Annotated in this window: 19 protein-coding genes; 12 read left to right on the top strand and 7 right to left on the bottom strand. The window is 38.2% G+C overall.

The annotated features are described in order from the left end of the window. The first annotated feature begins 164 nt into the window (after positions 1–164). On the top strand, positions 165–1,664 hold the full coding sequence (locus tag PDT38_RS16625) for an amidase (protein ID WP_270803153.1): 1,500 nt from the start codon (positions 165–167) through the stop codon (positions 1,662–1,664). 670 nt (positions 1,665–2,334) lie between these two features. Here the strand turns inward: PDT38_RS16625 and PDT38_RS16620 are convergent. The 3 genes from PDT38_RS16620 to PDT38_RS16610 form a co-directional block, all read right to left on the bottom strand. Then, a complete protein-coding gene (locus PDT38_RS16620) occupies positions 2,335–3,684 on the bottom strand; it encodes a (Fe-S)-binding protein (protein ID WP_270803150.1) in 1,350 nt (449 codons plus the stop codon). Next, a complete protein-coding gene (gene glcD, locus PDT38_RS16615) occupies positions 3,681–5,093 on the bottom strand; it encodes a glycolate oxidase subunit GlcD (RefSeq protein ID WP_270803148.1) in 1,413 nt (470 codons plus the stop codon). The genes PDT38_RS16620 and glcD overlap by 4 nt, the downstream gene beginning before the upstream one ends. A 250-nt stretch (positions 5,094–5,343) precedes the next feature. Beyond that, positions 5,344–6,696 carry a hypothetical protein gene (locus PDT38_RS16610; RefSeq protein ID WP_270803146.1) on the bottom strand — a complete coding sequence of 451 codons (1,353 nt, stop codon included), beginning with the start codon at positions 6,694–6,696 and terminating at the stop codon, positions 5,344–5,346. Positions 6,697–6,845: 149 nt separating this feature from the next. Between PDT38_RS16610 and PDT38_RS16605 the strand changes: the two genes are divergently transcribed. Beyond that, entirely contained in the window at positions 6,846–8,195 is a 1,350-nt protein-coding gene (locus PDT38_RS16605; protein WP_270803144.1) for a YcdB/YcdC domain-containing protein, read from the top strand. A gap of 124 nt (positions 8,196–8,319) precedes the next feature. Here PDT38_RS16605 and PDT38_RS16600 read toward each other — a convergent pair whose 3' ends face one another. Next, the gene (locus PDT38_RS16600) at positions 8,320–8,637 is read right to left on the bottom strand and encodes a hypothetical protein (RefSeq protein ID WP_270803142.1); all 318 of its coding nucleotides are present in this window, start codon (positions 8,635–8,637) and stop codon (positions 8,320–8,322) included. A 392-nt stretch (positions 8,638–9,029) separates the two neighbouring features. Here PDT38_RS16600 and PDT38_RS16595 point away from each other — a divergent pair, with 392 nt between their 5' ends. Continuing rightward, a complete protein-coding gene (locus PDT38_RS16595; RefSeq protein ID WP_317134961.1) occupies positions 9,030–9,134 on the top strand; it encodes a putative holin-like toxin in 105 nt (34 codons plus the stop codon). Positions 9,135–9,362: 228 nt separating this feature from the next. Further along, entirely contained in the window at positions 9,363–9,572 is a 210-nt protein-coding gene (locus PDT38_RS16590; RefSeq protein WP_270803141.1) for a hypothetical protein, read from the top strand. A 198-nt stretch (positions 9,573–9,770) separates the two neighbouring features. Here the strand turns inward: PDT38_RS16590 and PDT38_RS16585 are convergent, their stop codons facing one another. Then, positions 9,771–10,796, bottom strand: coding sequence for an acyltransferase family protein (locus PDT38_RS16585; RefSeq protein WP_270803139.1), 1,026 nt, complete (start codon positions 10,794–10,796; stop codon positions 9,771–9,773). Between the two features lie 743 nt (positions 10,797–11,539). Here PDT38_RS16585 and PDT38_RS16580 point away from each other — a divergent pair. Beyond that, positions 11,540–12,871, top strand: coding sequence for a C40 family peptidase (locus PDT38_RS16580; protein WP_270803137.1), 1,332 nt, complete (start codon positions 11,540–11,542; stop codon positions 12,869–12,871). 50 nt (positions 12,872–12,921) lie between these two features. Here the strand turns inward: PDT38_RS16580 and PDT38_RS16575 are convergent, their stop codons facing one another. Continuing rightward, positions 12,922–13,734 carry an ABC transporter permease subunit gene (locus PDT38_RS16575; RefSeq protein ID WP_270803135.1) on the bottom strand — a complete coding sequence of 271 codons (813 nt, stop codon included), beginning with the start codon at positions 13,732–13,734 and terminating at the stop codon, positions 12,922–12,924. Beyond that, positions 13,731–14,618 carry an ABC transporter ATP-binding protein gene (locus PDT38_RS16570; protein ID WP_270803133.1) on the bottom strand — a complete coding sequence of 296 codons (888 nt, stop codon included), beginning with the start codon at positions 14,616–14,618 and terminating at the stop codon, positions 13,731–13,733. Before PDT38_RS16570 ends, PDT38_RS16575 begins: the two co-directional genes overlap by 4 nt. A 154-nt stretch (positions 14,619–14,772) precedes the next feature. On the opposite strand from PDT38_RS16570, the gene PDT38_RS16565 reads away from it, so the two are divergent. The 7 genes from PDT38_RS16565 (at position 14,773) to PDT38_RS16535 (ending at position 20,911) form a co-directional block, all read left to right on the top strand. Beyond that, a complete protein-coding gene (locus PDT38_RS16565) occupies positions 14,773–15,360 on the top strand; it encodes a TetR/AcrR family transcriptional regulator (protein ID WP_270803132.1) in 588 nt (195 codons plus the stop codon). Positions 15,361–15,673: 313 nt separating this feature from the next. Beyond that, positions 15,674–16,276: a TerD family protein gene (locus tag PDT38_RS16560; protein WP_270803131.1), complete on the top strand. Its 603-nt coding sequence runs from the start codon at positions 15,674–15,676 to the stop codon at positions 16,274–16,276. 31 nt (positions 16,277–16,307) lie between these two features. Then, positions 16,308–16,889, top strand: coding sequence for a TerD family protein (locus PDT38_RS16555; RefSeq protein ID WP_270803129.1), 582 nt, complete (start codon positions 16,308–16,310; stop codon positions 16,887–16,889). A 56-nt stretch (positions 16,890–16,945) separates the two neighbouring features. Beyond that, positions 16,946–17,524 (top strand): TerD family protein, encoded by a 579-nt coding sequence (locus PDT38_RS16550; RefSeq protein ID WP_270803128.1) that lies wholly within the window; start codon positions 16,946–16,948, stop codon positions 17,522–17,524. Between the two features lie 80 nt (positions 17,525–17,604). After that, positions 17,605–18,360: a TerC family protein gene (locus PDT38_RS16545; RefSeq protein WP_394356301.1), complete on the top strand. Its 756-nt coding sequence runs from the start codon at positions 17,605–17,607 to the stop codon at positions 18,358–18,360. A 105-nt stretch (positions 18,361–18,465) separates the two neighbouring features. Then, the gene (locus PDT38_RS16540) at positions 18,466–19,641 is read left to right on the top strand and encodes an HpcH/HpaI aldolase/citrate lyase family protein (RefSeq protein WP_270803126.1); all 1,176 of its coding nucleotides are present in this window, start codon (positions 18,466–18,468) and stop codon (positions 19,639–19,641) included. Next, complete coding sequence (locus PDT38_RS16535; protein ID WP_317134960.1) at positions 19,565–20,911, top strand: phosphoribosyltransferase family protein; 1,347 nt, start codon at positions 19,565–19,567, stop codon at positions 20,909–20,911. The genes PDT38_RS16540 and PDT38_RS16535 overlap by 77 nt, the downstream gene beginning before the upstream one ends. Positions 20,912–20,918 lie beyond the last annotated feature (7 nt).

Below are 20,918 nucleotides of genomic sequence, written 5' to 3'. Positions count from 1 at the left end.
ATGATTCTAAAGACTCACTTCATTCTAAACCTTAATGTCAGTTTAAAATTTCTGGGGTCTAAATCACTAGATTTGGTGAGTAACCAAAAATGATCTGTGATTGAAATTCAGAAGGTGACCATGCACAATGAAAGGGATAGGCAACTGATTAGGGAGGGTGATGAATGAACACAGTTGAATATATGACGAATGATGCGTTGGCGTTATCCGAGCTTATAAAGCATCGTGAAGTATCAGCGTATCAGTTATTGGATACCGCTTTTGCCCGTTTAGAAGAAGTCAATCCACAATTAAATGCGGTTATTCGGACAAGAAGAGAGAAAGCGGTACACGAAATCGGACAGCTTGATTTGACAGAGCAGCCATTTGCAGGTGTTCCTATTCTTTTAAAAGATATTTCTCAAGCGATAAAAGGGGAGCCACTGACAGCTGGGGCAACACTTCTTCAATCACATATTGCACAGCAAGATTCAAATTTTGTTGCCAAACTACGTCATGCCGGATTTTTGTTAATGGGTCAAACCAATACGCCTGAATACGGCTTAAAAAATATTACAGAGCCGGAGTTGTATGGTGCTACACGAAATCCTTGGAATACTGCCTATTCGCCAGGTGGATCAAGTGGTGGGGCCGCAGCCGCTGTCGCATCTGGTATCGTTCCAGTTGCAGGTGCGAGTGATGGAGGGGGTTCCATTAGAATTCCCGCTTCTTTTACAGGGCTTTTCGGCTTGAAGCCAACTCGTGGGAGAACACCGGTAGGCCCCGGAATCGGTCGACAGTGGCAAGGAGCAGCGATTGATTTCGTTCTTTCACGAACTGTCAGAGACAGTGCTGCATTACTCGATATTCTGCAAACGATTCAATCAGAAGCGGCTTTTCAAACACCATTATTCCCAGAAAAATATGTAGAAGATATGAAAAAAGGGCCACAGCGCCATTTAAACATTGCTTTTTCAACAATGTCCCCTGTTGGTACACCTGTCAGTGATGAGGCGAAAGCTGCTGTTCATAAAACTGTGAAGTGGCTTAGTGAACAAGGACACCATATTGAGGAACGAACCAATGGTGTTGACGGTCTTCGTTTAATTGAAAACTATTATTTGATGAATAGTGGTGAAATTTGTGCAATGATCTCAGGAATGGAGAAAGCACTGGGGAGACCGATCACAGTTCAGGACGTTGAGATCGTCACATGGGTGTTGAATGAAGCCGGTAAAAAAGTAACGGCTGCCGAATTTACTACAAGTCTTGCTTCTTGGGATACAGCAGCTGCACAAATGGCAGACTTTCATGAAACATTTGATTTGTATGTGACACCTGCGACAGCTTACCCGGCTCCTCAGGTTGGTGAGCTAACCCAGACGCAAAAAGAAGTCGAAACGCTGATGAACGTCAGTGGGATAGAAAAAGATAAACAGCAGTCACTCATTTATGAGATGTTTTTGAAAAGTCTCACCTATACACCATTCACACAGCTTGCCAACTTAACCGGTCAGCCGGCAATGAGTGTTCCACTCCATATCACGGAAAGCGGGTTACCAGTTGGTGTCCAGTTTACAGCACCAAAAGGCAAGGAGCATTGGCTGTTACGAATTGCATATGTATTGGAACAGTCGGAGTTGTGGGTAGGTATGAAAGGGAATCCGATGTTTGCTGAGATGTGAATCTGGCAAAAGGTCAAAGTTAATATTCTGCAATAACTTACGTCCTTTGATTCGTTTTGATATTCCTTTTACTTCAACGACTTTGTTGTTCAACGTTAGGTTCTCCTTGTTTAAATCAATGATATTGATATCATACAGGGTGAACATAACAGAAATCTAAACAATGTCTTAAAAAACAATGAAATATGATAAAGGTTATAAGAGGAAAAAAAGGGGAGATGCTCTTCTACTAAGACATAAACTGAGTTATTTCCCGAGAAATATACGAAAAATTCCTAAGACTGTCGATGAATTAGTCAAAAACCGGGTGGAAAAACATGATACATATTTCCCCACCCGGTTGTTTTAATCCCATCTATCAATTTTAACCAGTCTAGTAGAAAGTTTATCTGTTACTCTTAATGTTAAATTCAAGGTTGATCCATTGAGTAGTCAATACCACATGCACTTGCTTTATCAGCATCAGCAACATCATACACCTCAAGAGTTCTTAAATCTTAAGAGTCTCGCTAAAACTTTTCCTTCCGATAGATCTTTTGCTCCTTCTAACTAAGAAAGTATGTTGACCCAAAGGGGGCCTGAATCTTTCCAAAAAGGTTGGTGACATTCGTTTCAACACTCCGTGAATCATCAGAACGATAAATTTTGAATAACTGGTTGTGGCTCTTTTTTACATATAGTTAGAACTGCTGACAGTACTGGGATGACAAGCTTCCAACAACAAATCTGCCAAATGAACAGCTCTCATTTGTTTTGAAAGGCCTGCACGTTTGATCCCAAGTTGCATTTGCAAAAGGCAACCAGGATTAGCGGTGACGATTGTTGTCGACTGAGTTGATTTGACGGTTTCCATTTTAGAGTCAAGGATTTTCATTGACATTCGTGATTCGACAATGTTATAAATCCCGGCCGAGCCGCAGCAACTGTGTGCGTTTTTCATTTCTCGATACTCAATTCCTTCAATACTGTGGAGCAGGCGGCGGGGTTCAGCAAATGTTTTCATCACATTTCGTAAATGGCATGAATCTTGATATGTTACGACCTGGTTTGAGAGTTGAAGTTTTTGTTGCTGAAAATTCAATTCAAGAAGGATGGAGGAAAAATCTCTTAGTTTATGAACAAACGACTTTGCACGCTGTTGCCATTCAGCGTCTGTTTTCAAGAGCTGGTCATACTCACTTAAAAACGCTCCACATCCTCCTGCATTTGTGATGATATAGTCAACATGTAAATCTTCAAATGCTTGAATATTCCGCTTTGCCAGAAGAATGGCTTGTGCTTTCTCTCCGCTATGGCTGTGCAAGGCTCCACAGCATGCTTGCTGTTTGGGGATGATGATCTCACATCCTGCCATTTGTAACAATTTAATGGTTGCCTGATTGGTATTTAAAAATAATGTGTCCATTAAGCAACCTGTGAAAAATGCAACACGTATTTTGCGCTTACCGATCGCTGGAAGAAGTTCGGGTCGTTTTTTTGCCTGTTTCATTTTCGGGACGCTGGGCAGAACACTTTCCAGTTCGGCAAGATGTTCAGGCAGAATGCGAAGAATGCCTGTTTTTCGTACGACGGTTTGTAGGCCTGAGCGCTGATAAATACCGATCATCCCTGTCAGCGCCCGAATTCGTTGTTGATGTGGGAAAAGCCCTTTAAACACAAGATGTCGAAGTAATTTTGTGGGAAATGAGTGCTTCTTGTTTTGGTTCAAAATATCACGGGTTTCCTCTAATAAATGCCCATAGTTAACACCTGATGGACATACAGGTTCACAAGCACGACAGCCAAGGCATAGCTCAAGGGAACGTTCCACATCTTCATCAGGTTCGATCATACCATCAACGACGGCTTTCATCAGTGCGATCCGTCCGCGTGGTGAGTGGCTTTCTTGAAAGTCTGATTCTATGTATGTAGGACATGATGGTAGACAGAAGCCGCAACGCATACAATTAAGTAGTTCTTCTTCATCAATCCGATCTTGAAATTGCTGTTGAATGGCTTTTTTTTCTGTACTTGTTGTCATCTTGTCATCACCAGCCGTTTTCGAGCTTCTTTTGCAAAAATTTTACCAGGGTTCATCATATTGTTTGGGTCAAAAGCATGCTTAATTGCTTTCATAGCAGCAATCCCAGATTCGCCGAGTTTCAGTTCCAAGTAGGGGGCTTTCATGGCACCGACCCCATGTTCACCAGTAATTGTTCCACCAAGTTCAACGGCTTTTTCGAATATTTCTGCAAAAGCTAATTCGACACGCTTCATTTCTTCATCGTTCCGCAAGTCTGTCGTACATGTTGGGTGGAGGTTTCCATCTCCTGCATGACCAAATGTACAAATGGTAATTTGATATTTTTCAGCAATACTGTTAATTGCTGTTACCATTTTGGCAATTTTTGAACGGGGGACTGTGGCATCTTCTAAGATCGTTGTCGGTTTTAAACGGGCCAAGGCTGACAGTGCTGTTCGGCGGGCATTGCGGAGTTTTTCTGCTTCAGCCTCTGTTTGTGCTGTTTCGACAGATAGTGCATGTCCTTGTTTGCATATTTTTTCAATCTTCTTAATATCGCGGTCAACTGTTTCAGTATCTCCATCTTGCTCAACAAGAAGAACGGCTTTAGCATGAACCGGAAGACCGATATTTGTGTAATCTTCAATGACCTGAATGGTTGGTTGGTCGAGAAACTCTAGTGTTGCTGGAATGATTTTGGAAGAAATGATATTTGAGACTGACTGGGCTGCGGAATCAATATCTTGGTAGAGAGCAAGAACCGTTTTCTTTGTTTGAGGAGCAGGAATTAATTTTAATGTTGCTTCAGTAATGACACCTAATGTTCCTTCAGAGCCAACGAACAGGCGGGTCAAATCATAGCCGGCTACATCTTTCGCCAGTTTTCCACCGGTGCGGATGATCTGACCGTTGGCTAGAACAATTTCTAAAGCAATAACATAATCTCGGGTGACCCCATATTTGAGACCGCGTAACCCACCCGAGTTTTCATTAATATTTCCACCGATTGTCGAAATTGCGAATGAACTGGGATCAGGCGGATAAAATAATCCTATTTCTTCTGCTGCTTTTATGACGTCAAGGGTGATGACTCCTGGTTGAACAGTGATGGTTAAGTTTTCTTCATCGATTTCTAAAATTTGATTCATATGTTTAAATAATAGGACAATCCCGCCCTCTGTCGGACATGTCCCAGCACATAAATTCGTGCCTGAACCGCGGGGAATAATCGGTATATGAAACTGATTGCAGATTTTCACGATTTGTGAAATCTCTGTTTTGTTCTGTGGTGCGATAACCGCATCAGGCATTGATTGAAACTGAGGTGTTGCATCATAAGAATAGACAAGGCGGCCTACATTTGAATCATCATAGTTTTCCTTACCGACAATATCGATAAGTCGAGCCTTTGTTTGAGCAGAAATCATTTGTTTGATCACATCCTTTATCATTTATTATACAAAAAATCCATTCTTTTGAACGAATGGGCAAACAATCTTTTAGACTGTTTTTCTCTATCTTTTATAAAAAAGATCAAACATGGGGCGAATTATAGGTTTTTCCGAATGTGGTGTGTGAACGAACTGGTCCATCCATCCTGACAAATAGACACAAAAATCTGGTGAATCGCTCAAGGCAGTTCACCAGATCTTATCTTTTAAGGGATCTTGTCTATTGTTAAGAGAGTTCGGTTTTCCAAGATATTTTAGATGTTGAGAACCATAGTTCCCAAAATTGCTTTTTAGATTTTACCTCATACTGATGGATGATCATGTAGTCTCTGATCGCTGGTGTCGATAAGTAAAATTCATGATTTGGTGCCTTAAGGTGTTCTCCTGTAAATGTTGCTCTATTTTCTGTTAATTTAACACGATAACTGTAGTCCGTCTTCGGATAGTAGCTGCCGAATGGATTTTCAACCGAATGGTTTAATGACCATTCTAGAGCATGACGTTTTTTTTGATGAATGATTCGCTCGATGCCAACACCACTGATTGGTTTTTGCTCTTTTACACGACGGCAGCTAGGATCATAGCATCTAATGGTTTTCCCCATTTCTTTAAATAGGGCAATACTTGTTGGTGAGTGGAATTGTGTGTTTACCTGGACATTAGTTATGAACTTGTTTGCATTGAAACTAAAACCTCTGTTATCGCCTTTAAAGTAATATTGACGTTTATGGGCTGGGTTAGGGTCTTTGACTGATTGGTATGGAATGAATGTTGTATAGTCCCAGCCATACATATTATCTCTAGGCAGCTTTCCTTGGGTAAATAGGTTTTCGTTTTTTGTTAACCCATCTAGTATTGATTTTTTTGATGTTAAATAGGATTCATCATTAACTGGTATATCAACAATCGTTGACAATAAGCCTTCGACACTCATCAATTCCGCTTTTTCTTTAGCAGAGAGTTGTGAATTGAACTTTTTGAATGTTTTCTCCACGTCTTTTTGCTTTTCTTTTGCTGGATCGATACGAACATGAATCGAATAGTGATATCGCTCACCGGGTTTCACGTTCTGATCTGTGAAAGTTAAATTGGTTGTTTCCGCTATTTTTTTGTTATTCTTGTATATTTCATAGAATCCATCTTTGTCAGGAAGTTGATCCCAGGACAGTTGGACACTGTCAGCGGCTGCTACCACATTTATATGGCTGTTCTCAATTTTGCTGTTCATAAATATTTCTGGGGAAGATGCTTTATTTAGGTGTGTTGGAGGTTGTTCTAAATCATTTGTCACACGAACAGTAACAACTCTTTTTAACTTTTTTTCTTGGTAAATACCAATTTTATATTTGCCGCCAATTGTAGAGATATGTTTAGTCAGTTCATTGGAGGACCCTTCATATAATAAAGTTCCATTTTTGAAAAACTTGTATTTATCACCTTTGTCATATACCTTTAATGTAACTTTACCACTTTTTACTTTAGTTTCAATATCGGGAATCTCTTTTGCATAGCTATTGTTAGTTCCAAAAAAACAAAATAACAGCACAACAAACAAGGGGAGAATCAAAGTTTTTTTCATCAAAAACGCCTCCGCAATGAAATTTTTATAAATTATTTTAGGTAGTAATAAACTCTTTTGTATATTTATTGATATATTGTGATTGTATCACGCTTAGGAATAATACGAAACAATATTTTCCATATTTTGAAATTAGAGAGGTGTCAGTAATGGCCAATAAACTACAAATGGCACAGCAAATTGGCAGCATTTCTGCTCGCGATAAGCTTGTAATTGAACACCAAGGGAAAGATAATGGCAACGTTTTATTTGTATGGGAGGATACTGAGATTAAAGAAAGATTTATCACGGTGGAAATTGCGAATGATGGAAAATTGATGAGACTTGAAAAAGAAAATGTAATCTCAGAAAATCGAAGTCTTTCAGAGGTTTATTTAAAAGAAAAGGTTCTTCAGTTTGTTGGAGATCATTATCCGAATGCTGCAGAAAAATTTGTTTCTTTGGAGAAAAAGGTGACAGATCATACCATTCAATATACATATTCACAGACTGTTCTCGGGCTTCCATTACCACAAACTGGATTTCTAGTCACGATAATGAGAAGCGGAGTTATAAAATACTTCCGTTATTATGGTATGACAGATTCTTACTCAATCCCAAAACAAATAGCTGACAAACAACAGATGATATCCGATTATCTTCAAGAAGTGAAGTTTAAGCTTTGTATCGCAGAGTGTAATGATCTGCTACATCTCGCATATGAACCGCTTAGTCCGTTCCTCTGCTACCAGCCTGCTGATTTGTCAAAGAAAAAGGAGACAATAGATATGAAGGAAGATGATGGGGATACTGAAATAACAAAACTTCCTTTATTAGTTGATCATGAAAATGTTGTCAATATAAATGACATGATTGGTTTTGATCATGCTTCTTTTCGCAAAATTCGTGAATCAGATTTAGGAACAATGATTGGAACTGTGTGGCGTAAAGGAAACGAACCTCAATCAATAGAACGAAGTTTGGATGGCTATTTTAAAAATCGTAATCAAAACACGCTCAAGATCATGACAGACAAAAAAACGGGGAAACTAAGGGGCGTAATGTCTCTAATTGAATGTGATGGACCGTCTGTTTGGACAATTGAGGCTTGTCGCAAACGAGCACTTCAATTTCTCTATCAACTATATCCTTTTGCTGAACAATTTTTTCACATACATCCTTCTGACAATCAAGAAGCCGAAAAAAAAACCTTTTTTCAGTTTGACACCATGTATAAAGGCGTGCCGGTAAGGTCGGGTGTTGTCAATATTGGGATCAGTCGGGTGACAGGTCATGTTGTTGTATTTCAGTGTCCGGAAACCGATTTGGATATACTAGAATGTTTGAATTTATCACCTTCAATTTCTATTGAAGAAGCGAAGGCCATTTTTAATGCTGCTTTTGATGTAAAACTAGAGTGGCTGAAAGATGAAGGAGAAAAGTATAAACTAGTCTATCGCCTTGTCTTCCCTGATTTGATCGATGCCCATAGTGGACAGTTATGTCATGTCGTTTTTTGAAGCAATCGGGGAGTCAGTATAGCTAATCTAGTCGCTCCAACTTTGGGCATATCATTTGCGATGTTGGAGACCAGCTTCTCTTATACGAAGAACATTCGGACAAGTTGAAACACCTGATCATGATCTATAGAGGTATAGTGTTGTTGCAGCAGCTCTTTTTTGCTTTTATATCTACCATTTTTTTGTGAAATTTTTTTGCCCAAAATATTTTGTTGGTATCGGGAATGTGACCTGCCAGATGATCAAGAGGTTCACTGTCTCCTGTATATCTGGAATGTGCGCGGTCATCAATAAAGACCAAGGTTTTTTGACCAAGCCGCTTTTTGACCTGTTGGGTGTTCACAAGCTTCTCTTTCGTTAAACTGTGTTGATCCAGCCGATCAATCCACCATCTAATAATGATGCCCGAAATAATGGAGCTGCCACCAAAAGCGTGTCGCAAACTTCCCGCCGTTATCATAAATAACAACTGATTTGTGTTGATCATTTCCGAATGCAAAAATGCAAATTTTTCTGCTTGTTTTATGATTTTTGGATTTCTGTCATTGTTCACTCGTTAAGAAATGGACATAAACATAGAAGGTGTTCCTTGGTTTTGAACAGGAGCCAAGATCAAGATTACAACGATTAAATTATTATGAAGTTAAGTTAAATAAAAAAAGGAAATGTGAACATAAAAAATTTACGAAATTACAATTTTGTGTAGAACTTCACTTATGAAAAGCTACCTTGAGGAGAATACAAAATAGATTATCTAAGTTGATCATAAATAGTGGTGTGGTAAAATATTCATGTACAAAGTTTTGCTCACTCAAGGGAGGTTGGCTCATCCCCATGAAAGGGGGGGTGATGCTTATGACAGCTTTTCAAGCGATCTACTTAATGATCGCTTTTGGCACGTTCATTCTTGCCCTATTGTCTTATATAGACAAAAAATAAACCCTCCCTTGAGCCTGTAAACTTAAAGGGAAAGGTCTATTTAAAACGCCTTTTGAGCCAGCCCTTGATTGGGCCGCTTTCTTTGTACATTGGACTCGACTGTTGCCAGCAGTCGAGTCGTATTTTTTATTTTATGCAATTGCTTTAGAAGTTAAACTTCATTTAAGTCTATATTTATGATAACACAAAGAACGATTTTTGCAATGTGGTGGGGTTATAAATCGTATATTGCAAACTGTATTTTTTACGACTTTTGTTGCATTTGGGGCAGCAATCAGATCAATCAATGTCGCAGCCGCAAGTGTTTGCCATCATCCACATGATTGGAAATTGTGCTTTTCCTTTAGGTCGATTGTTTGTGGGCACGCCGCCGTCACAATTGGAGCCGGCAAGGTGATCCCAGTTGACGGTTTAATCGAACCTTTCGCTGGTGGCTGAATTGTTGTTGTTCAGATAGCTTGCCAAAGCCCAAGAATCAGCTCTTATCAAATAAAAATATGTCTTTACACACTTAGGCAACTGATCCTACCAATTGTAGCAATTTGCTTTCAAGCATAGCTTTGTTATATGAATCATGTCAAAGGAGTAAAAATTAAAAATCCGATGAAGAAATAAGCGTTTCCATCCGATAGCAAGTTATCCAACCGTCTCTTGATAGGTTGTTCGTTTTTTTCTGCCTAAAAGGACAGGGTATTTATTAAAAAATAAAATACAAGGTATGATGAAAACAATGGTAAATGCGCTGTAAAATACAGTCCAACTTAAATTGTACGTCTCATCAATATCAATTCCTAGAACAAAATAAACAAAAGCTTTGCTTAAGTGAATTCCCGTAAAATGTAAAACGAGGATTGTTAAAGAATTCTTACCTAAAAACCGTAGTATATTTGAATGTTTTAGCTTAAAGCTTAAGTAAATTGTTCCTGCTATTCCGAGAATTGAAGTGAGATAAAAAATATCAATATCTCCATATTGATTGGCTCTCATATCAATCCTTTCAGAATTAGTCGCCTGTAAAAAGACGACAGATAAGAAAAACAAAGAGCATAAAATTATCGTTGGATCTGATTTAAGTTCATGTAAGTATGGCTTACATAAGTATCCTAAAGCGTAAAATACTAAAGCGGTACAAGCAACTCCAGCGTTCCACGGGAGACTTTCTTCAAGTTTTAAAGTGCTAATGTAACCGAGCATGGCACTTCCTATTGTAAACAACAGAACAAATCGGCCTTTTGCTAATTTCATAAACAGAAAGAAGACGGCTTCAACTAGAAATAAAACAGTTAAAAACCAAATAGCAGGATTAAAAGTTAGCTGAAAGTGATCTTCGTTAGAAATGAAAATCCCTGTAAATGGCACAAAAGGATCGACATGTTTACTATGACTAAACGGAAAGTACCGTTCAACGAAAAGCCAGAACAAATAAGTAATGATTGAAAAACAAATGTAAGGAAACAGCAAACGTTCTACTTTGTTTTGAAAGAATGTTCTAATGGGTAGATGCAATTGTTTGAACACTAGGCCGGATAAAAAGAAGAATAAAGGCATATGAAATGAAAAAATGAATGACTTGACTTCAGGGGTTGTCGGCACATGACCGATGATGACCAAAATCATACCTACTCCTTTTGCTACATCAATCCAGTTTAGTCTTTGCTCCATAACCGATCATCACTCCTCGTTTCAGATCATTGTTTTGGAAATGCTGTTTTCACTATATAATAGAAATCCTGTAAACGAGTTTACAGTTCGCTAACGAATCAATGACATATGATAACAGCGTAAATGTCGTTAACAAATATCGACACGGTTAGGAATCAGTGAAAAAACACTAAAATATGATACTTTAGTACTATTTGATTGAATGACGTCAACTTAATGAAGGACAAGAAAGGTCTTAACGCTCAAGTGATGCTACTGATCACACTTCGAGTGATTGAAGCAAATATTTTCAAATACATTGCACATTGACCTCTATTCCCTAATAGGTTAAAACGTTAATTTATATTACTTTTACCAAGGAAACGATGCTTATTGTTTTCTCCCCTTCTACTAGTAGTCACTATATGAACTCGCCAACTTCTCCCTTTAAGGTTTAAATGATTCAGACCATAAGAGAATTGAGAATTTCGATTGTCAAAGTTCTCAAATTTTTATATTAGACAAACCATGATTTGATAGGAAAAAGACAGAACATGACAGCGTTGAAACAAAAACGAAATATAAATGTAATATAAATTGAAACTTATTGTCGAAAATAGATGTTATAATAACCCATGTGAAAAAGTTCGTAAGATTTAATCATAGGTCGTAAGTTTAGGAGATCAGTTTTTTAACAACATTCATATTTTAGAAAAATTACATAATGAAATAATAAAAAATACATAAGGAAAGAGGAGTAAAAAGTGAAAAGAAAAGTATGTACTTTTGGTTTAGCGTCGGTTATCGGAACAGCTGGTATATTTACCCCTTTTATCAACAACACAGCGTCAGCACAAACACAACAGGAAATTCAAAAGAAACGTTCGGATGTTAACTCTAGTATTGAAAGCAAAAGAAAAGAAGTGGCAAAGCTTCAAAAGCAACAAGAACAGCTTGAAGAAAAAGCAAAAAAACTAGATGAAAAAGCACTTGACACAAGCAACAAAATTGAAGATAAAAAAGCAGAACATAAAAAGGCAAAAGAAGAAGTAGCAAAACTGAAAAAGGAAATTAAAGAAACTGAAAAAAGAATTAAAGATCGTTCAGAAAAAATTAAACAACGCGTGCGTAGCTTGCAAGAAAACGGCGGATCGCAAAGCTATGTCGATGTTCTCCTAGGTGCGCAAAGCTTCGGAGATTTCATCACACGGGCTACAGCTGTTTCAACTATTATGGATGCAGATAAAGACTTGCTCGAAGAACAGGAAAAAGATAAAAATAAACTTGAAGAAGCAATGACTGATTTGAATAATAAACTTGATGAAATTCAGACAACATTAGCTGATTTGAAAAAGCTAAAAAAAGATCTTGATCAACAGCTGAAAAATCAAGGTAAACTTTCTAAACAGTTGAAAGAGAAGCAAAATAAAGCAGAGTCAGAACTTAATAGCTTGAAAGACCAAGCAGGTTCTTTGACAAAAGAGGAAGTAGCTCTTCAACAAAAAATTAAAGCTGAAAAAGCAAATGAAGCAGTAGCTAAGAAAGCGCAACAAGAGTCCAAAGCAGTTGAGAAACATTCAGGATCTTCTTCTGACGGAAAATCAAGTGGATCTTCTCATAATGGTTCAAGTAGCAAATCAAGCAAAGGTTCATCAAGGAATTATTCTTCAGGTTCTGCTGTAAGCAGTAACAGCGGTGCAATTGAAGGTGCAATTAGTGCAGGATCAAGCCTTGTTGGTAAAACGCGCTACGTGTTTGGAGGCGGACGGACACAGTCTGACATTGATAACGGTCGCTTTGATTGCTCATCATTTGTTCGCTGGGCTTATGCATCTGCAGGTGTTCAATTAGGATCTGGTCTTTCTGCTTCAACAAGCACACTTATCTCAAAAGGTCGTGCTGTAAGTCAAGGTGATATGAAACGCGGCGATCTGGTCTTCTTTGACACATACAAAACAAACGGTCATGTCGGTATTTATTTAGGAAATGGTCGATTCCTTAATTGTAATACCTCTCACGGTGTATCAATCGACAACATGAGTGGCGGATATTGGAAAAATCATTTTAGTGGTGTTGTTAGACGGGTAGTTGAATAATTGAGTTAACCGCCGTTCCGTTTGGAACGGCGGTTTTTTTATTAGTATTGTTACAGCGGTAAGTCACGTTTTTTAAAGATCACAATACCAATTGCAAAAGTGATGAAACCGATGGCTAACAAACTGAATAGCACTCCTGTTATCTCGGCATTGCCTGTGACAATCTCACTCGGCCTGAATAAAGAGAAAAGCGACAGATTTCGCAACCATTCAGTTTTATCACTCAGTTTTCCAATTAAATCTAAACTGAAAAACAAAAATGTAATTGTTCCCGAAAGACCAAGTGCTTTTTTCTCATCATTTGAAGTGGCTGAGATGAGAAAAGAAATGCCGCTCACTGCAAAGAAAAGTAAAAACCCCGCAAGATTTAACAACAAAAATGCGGAGACATCAAAATCAAATTGGTCACCAATCAACCATTGATATCCGGCAAGTCCAGCGAGTGTTGTAAAAGCCATGATTAAAAATAAACCGGTTGTCAGCACACTGGCTTGAGTAAAAGCAACTTTTCCTCTTGTTGTCGGTGTAGACAAGACATACGCCATAGCTCCTTGATCGACCATCTTTGCCAACAGCTGAGTTGACAACATGACAGAAAAAATCGATAGGATCACAATAAAGATTAACCCGTAATATTCTCCTGACATAAATTCTTCTAGACTACCCAAACCGTTTTCAAAGCCAAAAGCCTTCAAAAAACTTTTCGGCATCGCATTCATCATGTTTTCAATATCTTCTGTATTTTTGGCGATACTCGGATATATTCCTAAAATTAAAATGATATAGAAAGCAGAGCCGATAGCATAACTCATCATACCTTTAACATTCGTTTTGATCATTTGTTTGTATAGGGGAAGGTTCATTTTACTGACTCCTTTCTGTCATAGAAGTTCATAAACACTTCTTCAAGACTTTGCGTTGAAATGTCGATATGACGAATCTGGTATTTAGCTACTTCTTTAATAAACGGATCATGGTTTCCTAAAACAGCAACTTTCACACGGTTGTCTTGACATGAATCAATTTCAAACCCTGATTGAATAAATACGGGAATGTCAGCAGGGTTTTCAAAAGTGATTTCAAACACTTTTCTTTGCATCGTCTGTAGTTCATGAATATCTTTGACAGCAATAATGATACCGTCTTTGATTATCGCGGCTCTGTCACAAGTCTTTTCAATTTCGGGAAAACTGTGAGAAGACATTAAAAATGTTGTTCCTTTTGCTTTTTCCTCTAGGACGAGTTCAATAAACATTTGTTGCATTAGTGGATCAAGTCCAGATGTTGGTTCATCAAGAATGATGACTTCTGGAGAATGCATAAAGGCAGCAACAAGTCCGACTTTTTGTTTCATCCCTTTTGACATTTTTCTAATTGGTGTATCAATATCAAATTGGAGCCGCTCAATCAATTGATCACGTCTGTCAGTGTTTTTAATACCTTGCATATCTGCCATGAAATCAAGAAACGTTTTTCCAGTCATTCCTTCAATAAAAGCAATTTCCCCAGGGAGATAGCCAACAAAACGCTGAACTTCACCTTGTTTTTTCCATACATCCATACCGCCTACACTAATTTTGCCTTGATCAGGTTTCATAAATCCCATAATGTGTCGAATCGTTGTCGACTTTCCTGCTCCATTAGGTCCTAAAAAACCAAAAACTTCTCCTTTTTGAATAGTGAGTGATACATCAAATATTCCTTTTCCATTTGAAAATGTTTTTGTCAAATTTTCAACTGTGAGCATGATAAAACCTCCAGAAATGAAAAATATGAAATTTAATCATTTAAATATTACATAATTTATTTTACGTTCATAAGAACTTTTTTGTCAATGAATTTAATGAAATATTTTTATGTTATAATTTCATTAAGAAAAGTTTTTTAGAACAGGTGGTAAGATGAACGGATTTGAAAAAAGAGCTTTGTTAATTAAAGAAAAAATTAAAAAGACTACGTTGAACATGCTAAGTCATTGCGAACCGAAGCAAATTCGAATCATGGACATCGCGAAACATGCAAATGTATCACAAGTGACGATTTATAATTATTTTGGCAGTAAAGAAGCATTATTAAATGAAGTTTTTAAAGACTATATTGATCAAGCCATTCAAGAATTTGAAGAATATATGACAAAAGATATTTCTGTAAAGGAAAAGATCGAATTGATCATCTTGCAAAAGAAAGAAGCCAATAGTCAGAAGTTCGCTCTGACAGTGGTGAAAGAGTTGATGATTGAGCAACATGAAATGATGGATTATATTAAAAAGCAATATGATGAAAGGGTGATTCCTCTTATGCTTCAACTCATCGAAGATGGGCATCGCTCAGGAGAAATCTCTCCAAAAATTACCGCCCAAGGGTTTCTCGTTTTTATCAACATGATTATTGATCATTCTAAAACATTGGGCGAAACTTTCGAGAAAAACAAGCAATTTGCAGAAGAAATGATGCAGATTTTCTTTTATGGTCTTTGTGGAAGACCATAATCTTCACTCCGTACTTCTAAAGAATGGACAGAGTATAATAAACAAGATCCGTTATATAAGGAACTTTTTGAAGACTGGAGCTTTCCAATCAATTCGAACAATACAATGGTTGACAGGTTCAAAAGATTTATAAAAAATATGAAACTTTCATTTGAGTGTGTTCGTATATATGGTTAAGTCAATTAAATATTGATACATTAGTCACATATTTAATGAAAACAGCTTAGAAATGTTGTATGATGAAGTGAATCACGCTGGCGTGATATGGCATGCTTTATTGAGAAGGTTATCATTCTAAGAAGGAGTGAATGGTTTGGCTATATCTTTAGAAAAGGGTCAACGAATTGATTTAACAAAAGGAAATGCAGGGCTTTCGAAAATTTTGGTTGGTCTCGGATGGGATCCTATATCTTCTGGGAGCGGTGGTTTTTTTGGAAAGCTATTCGGAGGAAGTGCTCCGAATATCGATTGTGATGCATCAGTACTGATGCTGGAAAATGGTAGAGTTACAGACAAGAAGAGTGTGATTTATTTTGGACACTTGAAGAGCAGTTGTGGGAGCATCCGACATACAGGCGATAATTTAACAGGAGAAGGCAACGGTGATGATGAGCAAATTATCGTCGATCTTGATAAAGTCCCAGCACATATTAATAAATTAGTGTTTGTCGTGAATATTTACGGTTGTGTGAAGCGTAACCAGCACTTTGGAATGATTGAAAATGCCTTTATCCGAATTGAGAATATGTCGAACCATCAGGAGATGGTGAAGTATAATCTGAAAGATGATTATTCTGGACGGACAAGCCTCATAGCTGGAGAGATTTATCGAGATGGTCAAGAATGGAAGTTCACAGCTGTTGGCGAAGGAACGAATGACACAAGTCTTACGGAAATAGTTAAACGATTCGGTTAAATTTTGGAAATTTGAAAAGGAGGAATGTAAAGTGGCAATTTCATTAGCGAAAGGGCAAAAAATTGATTTGACGAAAACAAACCCAGGACTTTCTAAAGTGATTGTCGGGCTTGGCTGGGATGTGAATAAATATGACGGTGGGGCAGATTTCGACCTTGATGCCAGCGTATTTTTACTTGATGCAACAGGTAAGTGTACTTCAGAAAAGGATTTTATTTTTTATAACCAAACACAGGGTGGCAACGGTTCTGTCTTACATACAGGTGATAATCGGACAGGCATGGGCGAAGGTGATGATGAGCAGGTGAAAGTCGATTTGAATAGTGTACCTGCGACTATTGAAAAGATCTCGTTTGTTATCACGATTCATGATGCAGAATCCCGTAGTCAAAACTTTGGTCAAGTATCAAATGCTTATGTTCGTGTTCTCAACGAAGACTCCAACGAAGAACTGGTTCGCTATGATTTAGCAGAGGACTTCTCAATTGAAACCGCACTGATCACAGGTGAACTCTACCGCCACGGAGCAGAGTGGAAGTTTTCAGCGATCGGTTCAGGTTATCAAGGTGGACTAGCTCGAATTGCTACTGATTTTGGCTTGCAAATCGGTTAATAAATCACCGGACGGCTGCTATATGTGGCCCTGAAATGATTGGGGAGGTTTGATTGATGACGATTCAATTATCTAAAGGGCAAAGAATTGACTTAACGAAAACGAATCCAGGTTTAATAAAAGGGCTAATCGGATTAGGCTGGGATACAAATAAATACACTGGTGGAGCAGATTTTGACTTGGATGCTTCCGCTTTTCTTGTCGAGGGAAACGATAAATGTGTAAATGATGAAGATTTTGTTTTTTACAATAATCTAGAGCACCCGAGTGGTTCTGTTATTCATACGGGTGACAATCGTACAGGTGAAGGGGAAGGCGATGATGAGCAGATCATTGTCGACTTTTCGAAAATTCCAGCTCATGTTGAGAAAATTGGGATTACTGTCACCATTCATGATGCAGAAAGTCGCAGTCAAAACTTTGGACAAGTATCAAACGCTTTTGTCCGCTTGGTCAATGAATCGACAAATGAAGAATTGCTACGTTTTGATTTAGGTGAAGATTTTTCAATCGAAACGGCAGTTGTTGTGTGTGAATTATATCGTCAAGGATCAGATTGGAAATTCAACGCCATCGGGAGCGGATTTTCTGGAGGATTGGCCTCACTTTGCCGTAATTACGGTCTGCAAGTCTAGTGTTTTGACTGAATCACAAGCGTGATTCAGTCTTGCTTTTCATTAATAGGAGGTAACAAAAAGTGGAATTATTTCATCACATGATGTCAATTTACGCCTCATTCTTTGATTTGAAGATGTGGGCAGAGGTTTTAACAGATCCCGTTTCTTGGGGTCTGATCGGTTCACTCGTTGTGCTTGAAGGCCTTTTATCAGCGGACAATGCTCTGGTACTGGCTGTAATGGTTAAACATCTTCCGGAAAAACAGCGTAAAAAGGCGTTGACTTACGGTTTGATTGGGGCCTATTTCTTTAGATTTCTCTTTATCGGGCTCGGTATGATCTTAATTAAATTTTGGTGGATCAAGCTGCTCGGTGCAGCATATTTGGCATGGCTTGTCATCAAACACTTCTTCATCGGTGAAGGTGACGATGGAGCAAATGAAATGAAAAAAGACAGCTGGATGGTTCGCATTTTCGGTGTGTTTTGGGCAACTGTCATTTCTGTAGAATTAATGGACCTTGCTTTTTCAGTTGATAGTATCCTTGCTGCGTTTGCGGTGTCAGAGAAAGTCTGGGTGCTTTTGATTGGCGGAATGCTTGGTATCCTGATGATGAGGACCGTTGCCAAATTATTCTTGACACTGATTGATAAAGTTCCTGAACTGGAAGCGACAGCATTTGTGTTAATTGGAATTATCGCGGTTAAGATGGCTGCAAGTGTCTGGGGTTTTGAGTTGCCACACAGCGTATTTTTTGCCATTTTGCTCATCGCTTTCGCAGCTACATTTGTGATTCACTATTTCAACAAGCAAAAAGCGATCAAAGAACAAACGGCTGCTTCAAAAGAAGATTAAACTTAAAAATGAAGGGGTGGTGCTGATCTGCTCCATCCCTTTTAAAATCATCACGAAAAAACCGAGAACAGCAAAAGTTTCCCCATTTAGAAGAAGGTGACCAAATTGCAATACTTTAATTTTTTATCCGACTCTCAAAAAGAAGATATCTTTTTCAAACAACCAGGTGCAATAACAAAGGATTCTCCGAAACACATACTTGAGTATGCATTGGGGGCCACGCTTTACATTCCGGGAAACCGTAAGGATATTGCCGATATGATGATAAAGCAGAAGTATCCTGAGCTGTGTGCTGTTGTATTCTGTCTAGAGGATTCGATTGGTGACTGTGAAGTTCTTCAAGCTGAAAACAATCTTGTTCAGCAAGCTGAAATCATCTACCAAGCTCATCAATTGCGGAACATTAGTGAAGATGATCTACCACTGATGTTTATCAGGGTTCGGGAGCCTGAGCAAATGTTTGAATTAGGTAATAAATTAGGGCGGGCGCTTCACTTGTTTACCGGATTTGTGTTTCCGAAGTTTTCAACATTTAATGCCGAGCGTTATTTGGACACGTTATCAGTGTTGTCGAAAGAAGCAGGTATTACTTTATATGGAATGCCGATTTTTGAGACACCTGATTTACTGGCGATGGAAACCCGAACAAAGGCATTGCAAGAATTAAAATCAACGCTTGTATTTTACCAGGATGTCATTCTAAACATTAGAATTGGTGCTACGGACTTATGCGGTCTCTATGGATTAAGAAGAAAACCACAAACTTCAATTTATGACATTATGGTAATCGCTGATTTTATGAAAGACATCATCAATTATTTTGGGTTGCAATTTGTGATCTCCGGACCTGTATGGGAATACTTTGATAACTCTGTGATCTCATTACCAAGCCAAGCTCCATATTGGGAGACGGGAACCGAACCATTCAACCAGTATACAAATGGGTTGGTTAAGGAAACACTTCTCGACCTTGCAAATGGTATTCATGGTAAGACTGTCATTCATCCGAGTCATTTAAAAACGGTTCAAAGTTTGCATGTCATTTCAATTGAAGACTATTTGGATGCTTTAAGTATTGTTGAAAGTGCTGATGGCACCCGAGGTGTTATGAAAAGTACTTTTTCTAATAAAATGAATGAAGTCAAACCGCACTTCAGTTGGGCAAATAAAATATTGTTTAAGTCAGAAATATTTGGGGTGTATCATGAAAACCGGAGCTACATTGACATACTCACAGCAAAAGAAAAACCATTTTCAAATCTTGGATCATATGGAAGTTGACTTGTCAATTGATGACAATCCACTTTCTATACCGCCGGAGAAGCTTTTTGCGATGGCAGCAAGAGTAAATAAAAAGAGGGGATTTTTGTTCGTCAGCAAGGTCCTTGGCAAACACATTCCGGTAAATCCGTTAAAACCGTTACTGGCATCAGGACTTTTAGCCATCGAACATGCCGAAAGAATGAACGGTATAGTAGCTGATGAAAAATCTACAGTGATAGCCGGTTTTTTAGCTGAAGATGTTGAAAGCATGGAAAAGGCCTATGCTATTCTCAGCAAACAACGGCTAAATCTTCCTAAGTCTCCCATTGTGATCGGTTTTGCAGAAACAGCAACTGCTCTTGGTCATGGGGTGTTTGATTTGTTAGAAGGTGCAACATATATTCATACAACAAGAGAATCACCGGAATATTTAAATCCAGTATTAACCTTTGAAGAAGAACATTCTCATGCCGTTGATCAGCGCTGTTACACAGATGAAGAGGTACTGACCGAAGAGAGACCTATTATTCTTGTAGATGATGAAATCACAACTGGTAAAACGGTGTTGAACATGATTAGAGACATCCAACAAAAATATCCACGTAAAGAATATGCAGTTCTCTCTTTATTAGACTGGCGGTCTCTTGATCATAAAAAAGATTTTCAGAAAGTGGAAGATGAGCTTGACGTCACTATTTCGACAACCGCGTTGTTATCGGGATCTGTGAATTTTACAGGTCAAACGCTTGACCAAACATCTTATCATTATGAGCCGGTGGAAACAGAGATGAATAGTTCCATCCGTCAAATCGACCTTAGTGAATACTTTACAAAACTTTCTAATCAGAAGGAGTTTGTAAAAGAAACAGGTCGTTTTGGTATTGATGATCATGATAAAAGAACGATTGAACTTGCTTGTCAGAAGGCAGGGCATCATTTGAATTCCTTGCGAAAAGGAAAGCGGATTTTATGTTTAGGGACAGGCGAATTTATGTACCTCCCTATGAAAATTGCGGCTTTTATGGGCGACCATGTTTTCTATCAATCAACGACAAGGAGCCCAATACACCCGGTTGACAGAGTGCAATACGCTGTCAAGAATGGTTATTCCTTCCCTAATCCGGAAAATCAGAATGTTAAACATTTTATTTATAACCTACCGGAACAAGGCTATGACGAAGTGTTTTTATTTGTGGAAAAACCCGTTACAGACAAATCTTTGCAGCCATTTTTAAAAATCTGCAGTGATAGAAAAATAGAACAAGTTACAATTGTGACATTTTCTTAGAGGAAGT

The organism is Bacillus changyiensis (genome assembly GCF_027706145.1).
Lineage (GTDB): Bacteria > Bacillota > Bacilli > Bacillales > Bacillaceae > Bacillus > Bacillus changyiensis.
The sequence above is the reverse complement of the archived record's forward strand: the minus strand, read 5'-3'. Positions and strand labels throughout refer to the sequence as shown.

Bases quoted from the DNA above. Each gene is read 5' to 3' on its own strand.
- PDT38_RS16625 (WP_270803153.1), top strand. From the start codon at position 165: ATGAACACAGTTGAATATATGACGAATGATGCGTTGGCGTTATCCGAG.
- PDT38_RS16620 (WP_270803150.1), bottom strand. From the start codon at position 3,684: ATGACAACAAGTACAGAAAAAAAAGCCATTCAACAGCAATTTCAAGAT.
- glcD (WP_270803148.1), bottom strand. From the start codon at position 5,093: ATGATTTCTGCTCAAACAAAGGCTCGACTTATCGATATTGTCGGTAAG.
- PDT38_RS16610 (WP_270803146.1), bottom strand. From the start codon at position 6,696: ATGAAAAAAACTTTGATTCTCCCCTTGTTTGTTGTGCTGTTATTTTGT.
- PDT38_RS16605 (WP_270803144.1), top strand. From the start codon at position 6,846: ATGGCCAATAAACTACAAATGGCACAGCAAATTGGCAGCATTTCTGCT.
- PDT38_RS16595 (WP_317134961.1), top strand. From the start codon at position 9,030: ATGAAAGGGGGGGTGATGCTTATGACAGCTTTTCAAGCGATCTACTTA.
- PDT38_RS16585 (WP_270803139.1), bottom strand. From the start codon at position 10,796: ATGGAGCAAAGACTAAACTGGATTGATGTAGCAAAAGGAGTAGGTATG.
- PDT38_RS16575 (WP_270803135.1), bottom strand. From the start codon at position 13,734: ATGAACCTTCCCCTATACAAACAAATGATCAAAACGAATGTTAAAGGT.
- PDT38_RS16570 (WP_270803133.1), bottom strand. From the start codon at position 14,618: ATGCTCACAGTTGAAAATTTGACAAAAACATTTTCAAATGGAAAAGGA.
- PDT38_RS16565 (WP_270803132.1), top strand. From the start codon at position 14,773: ATGAACGGATTTGAAAAAAGAGCTTTGTTAATTAAAGAAAAAATTAAA.
- PDT38_RS16550 (WP_270803128.1), top strand. From the start codon at position 16,946: ATGACGATTCAATTATCTAAAGGGCAAAGAATTGACTTAACGAAAACG.
- PDT38_RS16545 (WP_394356301.1), top strand. From the start codon at position 17,605: ATGATGTCAATTTACGCCTCATTCTTTGATTTGAAGATGTGGGCAGAG.
- PDT38_RS16535 (WP_317134960.1), top strand. From the start codon at position 19,565: ATGAAAACCGGAGCTACATTGACATACTCACAGCAAAAGAAAAACCAT.